Source organism: Halopiger aswanensis, from assembly GCF_003610195.1.
Classification (GTDB): Archaea; Halobacteriota; Halobacteria; order Halobacteriales; family Natrialbaceae; genus Halopiger; species Halopiger aswanensis.
Map to the genome: position 1 here is coordinate 360362 of NZ_RAPO01000004.1, position 13913 is coordinate 374274.

Consider the following 13913-nt stretch of genomic DNA (forward strand, 5'->3'; position numbering starts at 1 on the left):
GATCACTCGTAGACGTGTAACTGACCCGTCTGATTCTCCTCGATGTAGTCCCAGTCGTAGTCGACGCCGAGCCCGGGGCCGTCCGGAACGGTGACGCGACCGTTCTCGTCGACGGTATCCATCATATCGGAGTAGCCGCCCTCGTACACCGGCGGCTGGGTGTTCTGACACTCCGGATGAACGAGCGCCATCTCGTAGTAGTTCGTGTTCCGCGTCGCCGCGATACAGTGGCGCTGGGCGGGCCCCGGCGCGTGGAACTCGACGTCCAGGCCGAACGATTCGGCCATGTGGACGACCTTCATCGCACCCGTAATCCCCGCGTCGTATTCGGGATCCGCACGGACGAAGTCGGTGCCGCCGTTGGCGACAAAATCGGCGTGGGACTCGAGGCCGCGAATGTGTTCCGTCTGGAGGATCGGCGTCTCGAGTTGCTCCCGGAGCTTGCGGTGGCCGTGCTGGGAGATGCCGCCGTCCCGGTAGGGATCCTCGTACCAGAGGAAACACTGTTCGTCGAGCGCGTGCCCGACCTTGAGCGCGTCGGCGAACGTCTCGTACTCGCAAGCTGGATCGAACATGAGGTCCATCTCGTCGCCGACTCGTTCGCCGACCGCTTCGATCGACGCGATCTCGCGATCGAGGTCGCGACTCGCGTCGCTGCCGCCCCAGCCGTGGATCTTGTACCCCGGGAACCCGCGCTCGAGACACTCCTCGGCGAAGTCGGCGAAGGCCTCGGGCGAGTCGAGGCCGCCGTTTTCGTCGCCGTGGTAGGTCGAGGCGTAGGCCGGAATCTCCGTCCGATACGTGCCTAACAACTCGTGGATCGGCGCGTCGTAGTACTTCCCGGCGAAGTCCCACAGCGCGATGTCGATCGGCCCGATCCCCATCCGATCGTACTTTCGCAGCGCCCGCTTGATCTCGCTCCAGTGTTTCTCGCGTTCGAGCGGGTTCTTTCCGACGAGATAGTCGGCGAACATGTTGATCTGGGCCGCGCCGGGCGAGTTCCCGCCGACGTACTCGCCGGTGATCCCCTCGTCGGTGTAGATCTTGATGCCGAACAGCTTCCGCCACGTCGTCTCGCCGGGCTCGTAGACGAGATTGAACCCGTGCTCGTCGGTCCCGATGTCCTCGAGCGGGTACTGGAATTCCCGACTTTCGATCCGTGTGATCGTCGGTGCCATACCATGCCGTGTAACGACCAGCACTATAAATCCTCCCGCTACCTGACATTCAACAATAGGGCTCAAATGTTATATTATAATGAACGCTCTATACCGGCGATTTGCGCGGATTCGACACCACGTTTCCCTTTTCAAGACGGAATACGGCGTCTCTTAGGTCATAAATGCGAATGGGCCGAACGTACGGGACATTATGGGGTAGATTGATTGATGGGGGTGACCAGTGACTTGCCGATGACTGGAGAGTGAGGCTCGATACGCAGCGATGATCCTCCACGTAATTTACACCTGTACTAATGTATAAAAATTATCGTTGTGTTCGTCGTCTGAGCTCAACCTCACTCTCGCTCCGCTGCGAGCGGCGTTTATCACTGTTGAACGAAACCGTCAGTGGAGTCACACCATTGACGGCTAACCGATACTACGGGTAGCGAATAGTTCGCGTTCGCGGATTCATCCTTGTAAACCACTCTGATGCCGCTCGAGTGATTAGTTTCTGACTCGATCGTCCACAAGTTGCGTCCGTTCACTTGCGCGAATTGTTGTCCAGCATTATCAGACGAATTGCTTCCTACATTCGAACGATACCGCGGTCACCGACCGTGCGGTCCACCTCAATACTAATTGTTAACAGTGCACAAAAACACGTTTGCTACTATCCCACATACTGATCAAACCGATGGGAAGCACGTCTAACGATGTTGGACAGTGACTCGTCATATCTCGTGCTGATTTACGAACCGCTATAGTACGGGAGCTGACCCCCTAGATTATTCCAGCGGCGATGCAAAACACAATCGATGGCAGCTGATTTGACCGATACAAACGCGTTCGTCGTTGGCGCGAGTCGCGGAATCGGCCGCGCAATTGCCGAAGCTTACGCCGACTGCGGGGCGAATATCGCGATCGCCGCACGGTCGATCGACGATCTCGAAGCCGTTGCTGCGTCTGTTTCGAGCGACTGCATTTCGATCGAGTGCGACGTCTGTGACGAGGAGGCGGTCGAAGGCGCAGTCGCGGCCGCCATCGATGCATTCGGTCCCATTGATGTCGCCGTCAACAGCGCAGGAACAATCGCCCGCGGCCGTCTGCACGACGCCGATACTGAGGATTTGATTCGCATTATCGACGTGAATCTGCTCGGTGCATTGCGTGTAAGCAAACACGTCCTTCCGTCGTTGATGGAAACGGAGGGAACGCTGATTCACATATCGTCGGAGGCGGGCTCGGTCGGTGTCCCGAATTTACCGGCCTACTGTGCCAGTAAAGGGGGTCTCGATGCGCTGGTGCGGCAACTTGCGCTCGACTACGGCCCCGACGGGGTTTCGGTGACAGGGATCGCACCCGGAACCACGAAGACGCCGTTGAACGAGGAGGTCCGAGAGCGCGATCCGTCGTGGGTTGACGAGCGAGCCGCGGAGATCCCGTACGGTCGGCTCGGGTTGCCGGAAGATATCAGTTCGCTCGCAGTGTTTCTGGCGAGCGATCGATCCGAGTATCTGACCGGAGAGATCGTTCACGTCGATGGCGGGTCAACTGCGTAATTCGCGCCGGTCCAGAGAGGGCATCAGCGGCGTCTCTCAGTAGTGTTTCGTCTTGAGTTCGATGACGTTCGCGGTGTTTCGGAGCGCGGGCAGCAGCTCCTCCTGAATGCGGTTCTCGTCAAAGTCGTGTTTCGGACCGGCGACCGAGATCGCAACGTCTGGCGTCTCGTCGTCGGTTTCGATCGGAACGGCAACCGACTTGACGCCCGCGACACGCTCTTCGTTCTCGACGGCGTATCCTCGCGAGCGGATCGATTCGATCTCCTCCCGCAATGCGTCGCGATCGACGATCGTATGTTCCGTCGCCTGCGGTAACCCGCGCCGATCGACGATATCCTCGATTTCGTCCGCGGACTTCCGGGACAGGAGCGCTTTGCCGAGTGCCGTCCAGTGCATCCGCGTATACTCACCGGTCGGTGCGTTGTTGAAGATAGCGCCCGTTGGCTCCGTCCGGTACAGCATGACCCGGTATCCCCGCTCTTCACAGCCCATCGTCGCGACTTCGCCGGTCGTTCGTGCGAGTTCGTCGACTTCGTTTCTCCCTGCCTGATAGTGTCTGTTATTGTGTCGTACCTGCCCGCCCGTGTTCAGGAAGCGAAAGCTGAGTCGGTACTCCCCGTTCCGTTTCACTACGTATCCGATCTCCTCAAGCGTCTTGAGGTAGACGTGGACCGTGCTCTTCGGGAGATCCATGTGCGTCGCGAGCTCCCGAACGCCGCAGCTACCGAGTTCTCCTACTTCTTCGATGATCTCGAAGACGTTCGTCACCGCCTGCACTCGGTTCGACCCCGTCGACCCGTTTTTGCCCATGTCTTCGTATGACACTCCCTCTCAAATATTACTTTTTGAAGTTGTCCAACAATACTGGATGAGACGCGTTCGACGTGAGCGGGGCTCTCCACGGTCCTTTCCGAACGAGTCTTGCGAGCCGTCCTCGCTCGTAGTCGCTTGCTCGACTCGAGCAGTACGGCAAAACAGGTAGACGAATACTCACATGTACGTTCGCTGATCGAGGGACGGGTTTGCCGGCGCTACTGCTCGCTCTGTTCGAGCAGGCCTCGCATGTAGCCGATGGCGAAGAGCCGGCCGTTCGTGTGATACCCAGGGTTCGAGTTGTCTTCGCCGGCCATTGTCGGGACGTGATCCGGCCGGATCGGCACATCGTCGTCGATCGCGTCCTGATAGGCTCGCATCGCGGCGAGCATGTCCGTTGGTCCCGCGTCATGCCACGTCTCGACGAAATCATCCGCATCACCCTCGATGTCGCGGAAGTGGACGAAGTTGATCCGATCACCGAACCGCCGGATCGTTTCCGGGACGTCGACACCCATTGCGGCGAAGTTCCCCTGACAGAACGTGATCCCGTTGTACTCACTCTCGTAGCACTCGAGGACGCGCTCGTAGGCTTCAGGGCTCGTAACGATCCGGGGAACACCGCCGACGGACGGCCGCGGGGGATCGTCGGGGTGGAGTCCGAGTTTCACCCTCGCTTCCTCCGCGACGGGGCCGACTTCCTGCAGGAAGTACTCGAGTGCGTCCCAGAGCTGCTCGCGTGAGGCCTCGACGACCGGCTCCGCACCGTTCCGGTGCATCCGGTCGTCGGAGTAGGCGGTCACGAGGGAGCCACCACGGGACTCGACGTGGGATTCGGTCCGTGCCCAGCGGACACCGGCCATCCAGTCGTAACAGACGACGGGGATATCGAGTCGTCCGCAATCCCTGAGAAACTCCTTGAACGCCTCGATATCTTCGTCGCGCCCCTCTAATCCGAGCCTGACGCGGTCTGTAAGCGGAACGCTGCCCTCGATGACGCTAATTTCGAGGCCGGCGTCCTCGTACCAGTTTTTCAATTGAAGCAGATCGTGATAGGACCAGGACGTTTTCCCGTCGCCGATCTCGAGCGTGTGGACGACGGCGCTGGTCACGCCCATCTGTTTCGCAAGCTGCCATCGCTCGTCGGGTTGCGGTGGTAAGACTACTGCGAGGTTGACCATGAACGGACGAATTCTGACCATTTACAAGTATCTTTCTCTCATCGGTTGGATCACAGGTGTCCGTGTCGTATACGGACGCCGATAGCCCGATACGGGACCGTCCGAGAGGTGGCCAACTGTATCCCGTTTCTGGCGCGGAACGATGCGTTCGTCACCGGCGGAGTGCCTCGTGCCGACGGCAGTCAGACATCAGACGCGTGGTGCTACCGCGAGGGACGGATTTAACTCTGTGTCGAGTCGGTCCCGATAGATATCTGGTCTCGGCTCGAGACGTACTTCAACCGCCGGTTGTCGCGCTGCTCTACTCATACAAACCCGGTTCTATCCTCCTGTTCCGCCACACTTTTATACCAGAGCATGGATCTGTGTGATGAATCATGTCAGATAGTAGCCTTGGGATCGATCGGCGGTCGCTACTGAAGGGTGTCGGCACCGGTGCAGTTGCTCTCACCGCCGGTTGTGCGGGGCAAGAAGATTCCAACGGGAATGGTGGTACCGGTAACGGGAACGGTGGTAACGGCGGCGGTGGCGACGTCCAGATGACGATCGCCAGCACCTTCGAACCGGGCCACATTCTCGTCCAAGCCGCAGAGAACTTCCAGGAACGGATCGAGGAGGAGTCCGACGGCGATATTGCCGTCGAAATCAGTCCCGGTGGCGCTTACGGATCGGAGGACGAGATCGGCGAGATCGTCAGTCAGGGGGGCGTCGAAGCGCACTCGGCGGGAAGTTTCCCGTACTTCCAGTTCGCATCGGAGTACTGGTTCTTCGGCTGCCCGTTTGTGCTCTCGGACTACGACCAGTTGCTTTCCGTACTCGAGAGCGACGAGATGCAGGAGGCACACGACGCGCTCGTCGAGAACGGCAACCAGCGTCCGATCGGGCAACAGATCTATCGCGGCGCCCGTCACTTCACGTCGAACACGCCGATCCGAACGCCTGACGACGTCGACGGGCTCAACCTGCGACTTCCGGAGTTGGACCCCTGGGTCCAGATCTGGGAGGAAGTCGGGGCGTCGCCGACCCCGGTTGCGCTGGACGAACTGTACAGTGCCCTCGAGCAGGGCACGGCCGATGCCTCTGAGGGTGGGGCTGAACAGATCAGTTCGTTCAACCTCCACGAGGTCCAGAGTCACCTGAGCCTAACGGGACACCTCATCGCCAATGGGAACATCTACATCAACGAGTCCTTCTACCAGGGACTCGACGAGACGTACCAAGACCTGATCATGGAAGTCGGTCAGGAGGCGACACAAGAGGCCGCCGAGGAGTCTCAGAATCGCGAAGAGGAACTCATCGACGAACTCGAAAGCGAGGGGATGGAGATCGTCGATGACGTTGACAATGAGGCCTTCCAGGCGGAAGCCGAGCCGGCCGTCGAGCAACTGTTCGAGGACACGTGGGCCTTCGACTGGGACACTGTCCGAAACATGTGATTCAGCGGACAACGATCGAACCGCAGCGCAAATGCACAGGTGACAACTGAAACTCAGCACCCTAACAATGGAAATCGACCAATCGCTCGATCTGAAGCGCGAACACCTGTTCGATAGGGTCGTCCTCTACAGCGCGACCGCGTTGTTTACGCTCACGATCGTGTTGACGACGCTTCAGGTCTTCATCCGCTGGCTGAACCTCCCGACGTTCGGCTTCCTGCACTGGACCGAACCGGCGGCCCGATTCGTCCTCATCGTCGCGACGTACCTCGGCGCCGCTGTCGCCGTTCGAAACAACGAACATATCTCGATCCGATTTCTCCTCGAGCGGCTCACAAAGTGGAGTCCGCGGATCGGCCTCACCGTTCGACTTTTGGGTGATCTGATCGTCGTTGGATTCCTATTGATCGCCCTCCGCGGGACCGCTACTACGGCGATCAACGACTGGGCAACGTCGATCGGCGGGATCGGATTCGTTACCTCAGGACATCTTTACCTTGGAATCGCCGTGGGCGTCGGGTTAATGCTGATCTACGCCCTCCTCGATATCGTTCAGCTGATACGAGGTCTTGGAACCGAGAGCCTTGAAGAGACTGTCGAGAGGCAGCTTGAGGAGGGGACGACCGATGAGTGAGCTCCTACTGATCGGGGTCCTGTTCCTCGGTGCGCTGCTCGCCATGTACGCGCTCGGTGTTCCCGTCGGGATCGCGATGGGCGCGACCTGCGTCCTTGTGATGATTTCGCCGTTCGGTCGGGGACTCAACTACGGCGTCATCGCTCAGCAGTTGCTCTACGGGCTCAACAGCTTCACACTGCTTGCGATCCCATTCTACCTCCTTCTGGGGCGGTTGATGAACCGGATTGGCATGACACAGCGGATCTTCGATCTAGCAAACGCCATGGTCGGCCAGTTCCGCGGCGGAATCGCCCACGTTAACATCGTCGCGAGCATGATCTTCTCGGGCATGTCCGGGCTGGCCGTCGCGGACGCAGCGGGACTCGGGCGCGTTGAGTACACTGCGATGCGCGATCAAGGGTACGAGAAGGACATTTCGCTCGGCGTTACGGGATCGTCGGCTATCATCGGCCCCATTATCCCGCCGAGCGTCCCGATTATTATCTACGCCGTCCTCGCTGAGGAGTCAATCGGCCAGCTGTTCCTCGGCGGTATCCTTCCCGGAATCCTCATCGGCCTGTTCATCATGGCCCTCGTGTTTTTCTTCGTCTACAGACGAGGCTACGACACCGAGGATACCTTCGACCTCGAGACCTTCTGGGCGTGTCTAAAGGAGGCAGTGTTCCCGCTGTTCGCGCCGATCCTCATTATCGGCGGGATTCTGACGGGGACGTTCACCGCCACCGAGGCAGGCGCCATCGCTGTCGTCTACACCATCCTCCTGGGGATGTTCGTCTACAATGAGCTCACCCTCAGGGGGCTCTTCGAGGAGCTCCAGTACGGGATGGTCGAGACGTTCTCGCTGACGTTCATCGTCGGTATCGCATCGCTATACGGCCTCGTCGCCCTGCAGCTTCGCCTCCCGATCCTGATGGCCGACTCGATCACGGCCTTCTCTAACGACCCCACGATCGTCATCCTCCTGCTGGTCGGGCTCCTGTTGATCGTCGGGACGTTCATGGAGACGATCGCCGCGATCACCATCCTCGTCCCGATCTTCATGCCCATCCTCGATCTCACAGGTATTGATCCGCTCCACTTCGGGATCGTGATGATCCTCACGCTGATGTTAGGGCTGCTTACCCCGCCGTTCGGCGTCATCCTCTTTGTCCTCGAGAAGGTGACCGACGCCACCCTCGAGGAGGCGATAAAGGGCGTCCTGCCCTACTACGTGCCGATCCTTGCGGTGCTGTTGCTGACGATTTTCGTCCCCGAGATCGTCACGTACCCGGCAACGGAGCTGATGGGGAGCTGACGGCCGACTTCCTTCCCGGCCGGACTCGACTTCTCTTGACCTCTCGCGAGAACATCAACGATAGCTCGGTGACTCGTCGCCGCATCGTACCCACATCCGAATCGACGCTTGCGCACGCATTCGAGAGCGTGAAACGATCTCGAGCCGACCAGACGATCGGTTCGTCGGAAAGAATAATGTGCCGAGTTATCGTACAACTATCCATGACCACGGAGCGGATACGATGAAAGCCGCGACGCTCGTCGACGCGGGAACGATGGAGGTCCGGACTCGAGAGCAGCCAGAACCCGGTCCGTCGGAGGTTCTCGTCGAGGTACGCAACGTCGGCATCTGCGGTTCGGACGTTCACTGGTACGATCACGGCCGGATGGGTGACCGGACCGTCGACGAGCCGCTCGTGCTCGGTCACGAAAGCGCGGGTCGGGTCGTCGAAACCGGCCGCGACGTCGTCGACGTTGCCGTCGGCGACGCGGTCGCGATCGAACCGGGGATTCCCTGCGAGCAGTGTGACTATTGTCGCAGCGGGCGGTACAACCTGTGTCCGGACGTGGCGTTTATGGCGACGCCGGGTACCGACGGCGCGTTCCGGGAGTACGTCGCCTGGCCGGCGGACTACGTCCACACGCTCCCGCCGTCAGTCTCCACCCGTGAGGGCGCGCTGTGCGAACCGGTGAGCGTCGGCATTCAAGCCGTCCGACGAGCCGACGTCGAGGTGGGTGATACCGTACTCGTCACCGGTGCGGGTCCCATCGGCCTTCTCGCGATGGACGTCGCGAGGGCGGCCGGCGCTGCGAATATAGCGGTCGTCGACATCATTCCCGCGAAGTTAGAGCGAGCTGCCGATCGGGGCGCGGATCTCGCGATCGACAACCGGGAAGCGGATGTCGCGGCGGCGGTCCGCGACGAGTTCGGCGCCGGCGTCGACGTTGCGATCGAGGCGACCGGTTCGCCGCCGGCTATCGAATCGGCTCTCGAGGCGCCGCGGCCGGACGGGACCGCGGTCTTGGTCGGGCTCGCACCCAACGAGACGGTCCCGGTCGACACCTTCGAACTCGTCCGGCGGCAGGTCGACGTCCGCGGGAGCTATCGGTTCGCGAACACCTACTCGACGGCGATCTCCCTCCTCGAGGCCGGCCGGATCGATGCGGCGGGAACGATCGACGTTGAACTTCCCATCGATCGCATCGGCGACGCGTTCGAGCGGGCCAAAGAACCCGACGTGGTGAAAGGGATGATCACGATGGATTAAGCTGATCACTGCGTCCGACTCGACTCCGAGCCGTCTCCGGAACTCGGGCGAACATTTATACTATAACGGACACATCTTACGGTATGGTCATCGTCGCGGCGATCAGTGACTCTGATCAGTCTCTCGCCATCGCTGCAGAGGCGGACAAACTGGCACGAGCGTTCGGCGACGAACTCCACTTCGTGCACGTCATCGAAGAAACCGAGTACACGAGGATCGTCGAAAAACAATCCGACATGCGAGACACCGGGACGGGGTCCGTCGAAGACAACGAGGCTGCGCGGGCTGCGTCAGGAATCGAGGAGGTGGTCTCTTCCGACTACGAGATCGTCGGACGAGTTGGAAATCCCGGCAAGAAGGTCGTCGAGTACGCGGACGAGGTCGACGCCCGCTACCTCGTCGTCGGTGGCCGATCCCGGTCACCGGTCGGAAAGGCCGTCTTCGGGAGCGTAACGCAATCGATCCTCCTCAACACGGATCGGCCCGTCGTCACGGTTACCGAACAAGAGACGTAGTCAACGCTGGAGCGAAGGTCGAACGGAGACGGTGCTATCGAATTCACACGCGATTCGAGGATCGAATCGCCGATCGAAAATCACGCTACAAGGCTGATCTTTGAAGGGTCAATGAACGCCAATACGAGTACAGAAACGATACGCGAATTTCAGCGCTCGCTGTCACAATTGAACGCGTCATCGACCGTCGTCCCGTCCGACGAGTTCGAGTCCGAACTCGCGGACCGAATCGAGATTCCCGCCGTCGGGGCCGAACTCCCGTTCGACGGTCTTTCCCTCTCGGACGCACCGGTAACGCTCGACCCGTCACCTGCACAGCTTCGGGAGGCCGTTACGGGAGTCACCGGGTCTCGGCTGGGTATCGCCTCGCTGGGGACCGTTGCCGTGGAATCGCGCCCGGAAGGCGACGAATTCGTGGCGCTGTACCCGGAGCAACACGTGGTCGTCGTCAGGGAGCGCGACATCAGAGCGGACCTCTCGGATGCCTTCGGGTGGATTCGGTCCGAGTTCGAGGCGGGACGACAGTCGTTCATCCTCGCGACCGGTCCGAGCTCGACCGGCGACATGGGCGAGCTCGTCCAGGGGGTCCACGGACCCGAACACGTCCACATCGTCATCGTCACCGACAATGAGTGACTCATCACGACTGAATGCTGACCGCATTCGTACGTTACTCGAGACGGAGAGCGACGAGATCAAGGAAAATACGCGCCTGTTCAACGCCGAGCGGTACGACGCGGTCGATGGAGTCGGCGCGGACGCACACGATCGGAACCGAACCAGAGCGCGGGAGATCAAGGAGGAGGCGATCGAGCGCCTCCCGGATCTGATCCGCCGGACCAGGGACGCCGTCGAAGCCAACGGCGGGACGGTGTACGTCGCGGACACCGCCGCCGACGCGAACCGGTACATCCGGGAGACGCTGGCGGAGAAAGACGCCGACAGCGTCGTGAAATCGAAGTCGATGACGACCGAAGAGATCGAATTGAACGACGCCCTCGAGGCCGCCGACCTCGACGTTTGGGAGACGGACTTGGGTGAATTCGTCATCCAGGTTGCCGAGGAGGCGCCGTCGCACATCGTCGGGCCCTCGCTGCACAAGTCCCGCGAAGAGATCACGGAACTGTTCGAACGCGAGTTCGACCCGGACGAGTCGCTCGACTCCGCGCAGAAGCTGACGGCGTTCGCCCGGGAGTTCCTCGGCGAGCGTATCGACGACGCCGACGTCGGCATCACGGGAGCGAACTTCGTCATGGCCGAGAGCGGATCGATCGCACTGGTGACCAATGAGGGAAACGCCCGCAAGTGCGCGTCGATTCCCGATACGCACGTCGCCGTCGCCGGAATCGAGAAGATCATCCCGTCGATCGACGAACTCGAGCCGTTCGCGGAACTCATTTCCCGATCGGCAACCGGGCAGGACATCCCGCAGTATCTGTCGATCCTGACGCCCCCGGTCGAGACGCCGACGATAGACTTCGATCGTGAAGACGAGCCCGCATTCGGGAACGGCGACGCGGACCGGGATTTCCACCTCGTGCTCGTCGACAACGGTCGGCGCAGGATGCGACAGGACGACGACCTCCGCGAGACGCTGTACTGCATCCGGTGTGGGGCCTGCGCGAACTCGTGTGCGAACTTCCAGTCGGTCGGCGGCCACGCCTTCGGCGGCGAGACGTATACGGGCGGTATCGCCACGGGCTGGGAAGCCGGAATCGAAGGGTTGGACGTCGCCGAGGAGTTCAACGATCTCTGTACCGGCTGCTCGCGCTGCGTGAACGCGTGCCCGGTGAAGATCGACATTCCCTGGATCAATACGGTCGTCCGCGACCGCATCAATCGGGGTAAGGACCCCGGGTTCGACGATCTGTTGGTCGACGGCTTGGTCCCCGACGAGGAGGCGAGCGGGACGCCCCTCCGCAAGCGCTTCTTCGGGAACTTCGAGACCGTCGCGAAGCTCGGCAGCGCGACAGCTCCTCTCTCGAACGTCGTCGCCGCCACCGGCGTCGCCCGGAAGGCGATGGAGACGACGCTCGGGATCGACACCAGACGCGACCTGCCGACCTTCGAGCGGACGACGTTGCGCGAATGGGCCATCGATCGGGATACGACCGTCGAGGACCCGGTCCGTCGCGTTGCTCTGTATCCGGACGTCTACACGAACTACGTCCGAACCGAGCGCGGCAAGGCCGCCGTCCGCGTCCTCGAGGCGCTCGGCTGCGAAGTGGTCGTTCCGGACGTCGGTGGCTCCGGACGCGCGCCGCTCTCTCAGGGAATGGTCGCGACGGCGACGGAGAAAGCAGAGAACGTCGCATCGTCGCTTCTCGCGTACCTCGAGGCCGATTACGACGTCGTCGTCGTCGAGCCGAGCGACCTGGCGATGTTCCGCCGCGAGTACGAGAAGTTACTCCCCGCCGAGCAGCAGGAACGGCTCGCCGACGGGAGTTACGAAATTCTCGAGTTCGTCTACGGACTGCTGGAAAACGGTGCGAACCCCGACGCTCTGACAGCAGGTGACGGCGAGGGGGTCGCATACCATAGCCACTGTCAGCAGCGAACGCTCGGTCTCGAATCGTACACGGAGGCGGTCCTGAAGCGGCTCGGATACGACGTGCTCACCTCGGACGTGGAGTGCTGCGGCATGGCCGGCAGCTTCGGCTACAAGAGCGAGTACTACGAACTCAGTATGGACGTCGGCGAACACCTCGCCGAACAGTTCGAGGGAGCGGTAGACGAGCGAACGGTCGTCGCCAGCGGAACGTCTTGTACGGAGCAACTCGACGCGCTCCTGTCGCCGGGAACCCGCCATCCGATCGAACTCCTCGATCCGGTCAATCCGGCTGGGCGGTAATCGACAGACCCCTCGTGATTCGCGACCGTGCGGGATCGCTACCGCGAATCCGCGCTCGAGCCCGAACTATTTTGTTGCAAGAAGTGGATCCCCGAACGAGAGATGAGCGAGTCAGCAGCGAGTACTGGAACCATCCAGACCGTCGAGACGGCCCTCTATCGAGTTCCGAACGAACAGACGCTCGAGGATGCGACCCAGTCGTTCGATACGTTGGAGATCGTCGCGCTCACCGCTGAATCCGACGACGGCCATCGGGGCCTCGGGTTCACGTACACGATCGGTCGCGGCGGTGCGGCGGTGAAGCGGTTCCTCGACGACGAACTCGTGCCGCTTGTGGAGGGGCAGCCGATCGCTCCGCGCACCGTTCGGTCATCCCTGCGGGGTGAGACGACGTTCATCGGACGCGAAGGGATCAGCGAGTTCGCCGTTGCCGCGGTTGACATCGCGATTTGGGACCTGCTCGGCAAGCACACCGGCTTGCCGCTGTGCGAACTGCTCGGCGGAACCAGAGAGCCGGTGCCGATGTACGAGACCGACGGCGGTTGGCTCCAGTACAACGCCGATACCCTCGTCGAAAATGCACGGAAGGTCGCCGACCGCGGGTTTGCCGGGATGAAGATGAAGGTCGGCTCGGCGATCGACCGAGACGTCGAGCGGGTCCGTGCGGTCCGAGAGACGCTTCCCGAGGAACTGGATCTCATGCTCGACGGCAACTGCTCGTACACCGTCCCGGAAGCACGCCAGTTGGCGAACCGACTCGATGACACCGCGATCACCTGGTTCGAAGAACCGCTCCCCAAGGGCGATTACGCTTCGTACGCTGATCTCCGCCGTCGCGTTGATGTGCCGATCGCCACGGGAGAAAACTTCTACAACGAGACGCAGTTCCGGCAGGTAATCGACCGCAATGCAGTCGACTATTTGCAGCCGGACGTCTGCCGTGTCGGCGGTATCACGCCGTGGATGACCGTCGCAGAGCAAGCGGTTGCGAACGGACTCTCCGTGTCGCCCCACTACATCGAACCGATCCACGCACACCTCGCCTGCGCGTGCGATACTGTTCCGGTCATCGAACACCACTCGACCGTTCTCGACGAACTTCTCGCGGAACCGGTTGCGGTCGACAACGGTCGGATCACGCCGCCGGACCGCCCGGGACACGGACTGTCGTTTGCGGACGTAGACCAGTATCGGACCGCGTGAGAGCTGCCGGAT

Annotated in this window: 12 protein-coding genes; 9 read left to right on the forward strand and 3 right to left on the reverse strand. The window is 61.2% G+C overall.

Annotation, left to right across the window (positions count from 1 at the left end):
• Positions 1–2 precede the first annotated feature (2 nt).
• Positions 3–1178, reverse strand: a complete 1176-nt coding sequence (locus tag ATJ93_RS19490) for a mandelate racemase family protein (protein WP_120246322.1) — start codon at positions 1176–1178, stop codon at positions 3–5.
• Between the two features lie 800 nt (positions 1179–1978).
• Here ATJ93_RS19490 and ATJ93_RS19495 point away from each other — a divergent pair.
• Complete coding sequence (locus ATJ93_RS19495; RefSeq protein ID WP_120246323.1) at positions 1979–2722, forward strand: SDR family NAD(P)-dependent oxidoreductase; 744 nt, start codon at positions 1979–1981, stop codon at positions 2720–2722.
• 36 nt (positions 2723–2758) lie between these two features.
• Here the strand turns inward: ATJ93_RS19495 and ATJ93_RS19500 are convergent, their stop codons facing one another.
• Together ATJ93_RS19500 and ATJ93_RS19505 are read right to left on the reverse strand one after the other, a co-directional pair.
• A complete protein-coding gene (locus ATJ93_RS19500; RefSeq protein ID WP_120246324.1) occupies positions 2759–3532 on the reverse strand; it encodes an IclR family transcriptional regulator in 774 nt (257 codons plus the stop codon).
• Between the two features lie 221 nt (positions 3533–3753).
• The gene (locus tag ATJ93_RS19505; RefSeq protein ID WP_120246511.1) at positions 3754–4716 is read right to left on the reverse strand and encodes a mannonate dehydratase; all 963 of its coding nucleotides are present in this window, start codon (positions 4714–4716) and stop codon (positions 3754–3756) included.
• 539 nt (positions 4717–5255) lie between these two features.
• Here ATJ93_RS19505 and ATJ93_RS19510 point away from each other — a divergent pair.
• From ATJ93_RS19510 to ATJ93_RS19545, 8 genes are all read left to right on the forward strand, one after another.
• Positions 5256–6152: a TRAP transporter substrate-binding protein gene (locus tag ATJ93_RS19510; RefSeq protein WP_120246325.1), complete on the forward strand. Its 897-nt coding sequence runs from the start codon at positions 5256–5258 to the stop codon at positions 6150–6152.
• Between the two features lie 160 nt (positions 6153–6312).
• A complete protein-coding gene (locus ATJ93_RS19515; RefSeq protein WP_245977747.1) occupies positions 6313–6786 on the forward strand; it encodes a TRAP transporter small permease in 474 nt (157 codons plus the stop codon).
• Positions 6779–8083, forward strand: coding sequence for a TRAP transporter large permease (locus ATJ93_RS19520; RefSeq protein ID WP_120246327.1), 1305 nt, complete (start codon positions 6779–6781; stop codon positions 8081–8083). The genes ATJ93_RS19515 and ATJ93_RS19520 overlap by 8 nt, the downstream gene beginning before the upstream one ends.
• Positions 8084–8306: 223 nt before the next feature.
• Entirely contained in the window at positions 8307–9332 is a 1026-nt protein-coding gene (locus tag ATJ93_RS19525; RefSeq protein WP_120246328.1) for an NAD(P)-dependent alcohol dehydrogenase, read from the forward strand.
• 83 nt (positions 9333–9415) lie between these two features.
• A complete protein-coding gene (locus ATJ93_RS19530; RefSeq protein ID WP_120246329.1) occupies positions 9416–9847 on the forward strand; it encodes a universal stress protein in 432 nt (143 codons plus the stop codon).
• A 168-nt stretch (positions 9848–10015) separates the two neighbouring features.
• Positions 10016–10483 carry an LUD domain-containing protein gene (locus tag ATJ93_RS19535; protein WP_245977716.1) on the forward strand — a complete coding sequence of 156 codons (468 nt, stop codon included), beginning with the start codon at positions 10016–10018 and terminating at the stop codon, positions 10481–10483.
• Complete coding sequence (locus ATJ93_RS19540) at positions 10476–12698, forward strand: LUD domain-containing protein (RefSeq protein WP_120246331.1); 2223 nt, start codon at positions 10476–10478, stop codon at positions 12696–12698. The genes ATJ93_RS19535 and ATJ93_RS19540 overlap by 8 nt, the downstream gene beginning before the upstream one ends.
• A 102-nt stretch (positions 12699–12800) precedes the next feature.
• A complete protein-coding gene (locus ATJ93_RS19545) occupies positions 12801–13901 on the forward strand; it encodes a mandelate racemase/muconate lactonizing enzyme family protein (RefSeq protein WP_120246512.1) in 1101 nt (366 codons plus the stop codon).
• The last annotated feature ends 12 nt before the right edge of the window (positions 13902–13913 follow it).

What these genes read in the sequence shown, in the direction of transcription:
- ATJ93_RS19495 (WP_120246323.1), top strand. Translation starts at nt 1,979, where the DNA reads ATGGCAGCTGATTTGACCGATACAAACGCGTTCGTCGTTGGCGCGAGT.
- ATJ93_RS19525 (WP_120246328.1), top strand. Translation starts at nt 8,307, where the DNA reads ATGAAAGCCGCGACGCTCGTCGACGCGGGAACGATGGAGGTCCGGACT.
- ATJ93_RS19540 (WP_120246331.1), top strand. Translation starts at nt 10,476, where the DNA reads ATGAGTGACTCATCACGACTGAATGCTGACCGCATTCGTACGTTACTC.
- ATJ93_RS19510 (WP_120246325.1), top strand. Translation starts at nt 5,256, where the DNA reads ATGACGATCGCCAGCACCTTCGAACCGGGCCACATTCTCGTCCAAGCC.
- ATJ93_RS19520 (WP_120246327.1), top strand. Translation starts at nt 6,779, where the DNA reads ATGAGTGAGCTCCTACTGATCGGGGTCCTGTTCCTCGGTGCGCTGCTC.
- ATJ93_RS19505 (WP_120246511.1), bottom strand. Translation starts at nt 4,716, where the DNA reads ATGGTCAACCTCGCAGTAGTCTTACCACCGCAACCCGACGAGCGATGG.
- ATJ93_RS19490 (WP_120246322.1), bottom strand. Translation starts at nt 1,178, where the DNA reads ATGGCACCGACGATCACACGGATCGAAAGTCGGGAATTCCAGTACCCG.
- ATJ93_RS19500 (WP_120246324.1), bottom strand. Translation starts at nt 3,532, where the DNA reads ATGGGCAAAAACGGGTCGACGGGGTCGAACCGAGTGCAGGCGGTGACG.
- ATJ93_RS19545 (WP_120246512.1), top strand. Translation starts at nt 12,801, where the DNA reads ATGAGCGAGTCAGCAGCGAGTACTGGAACCATCCAGACCGTCGAGACG.
- ATJ93_RS19530 (WP_120246329.1), top strand. Translation starts at nt 9,416, where the DNA reads ATGGTCATCGTCGCGGCGATCAGTGACTCTGATCAGTCTCTCGCCATC.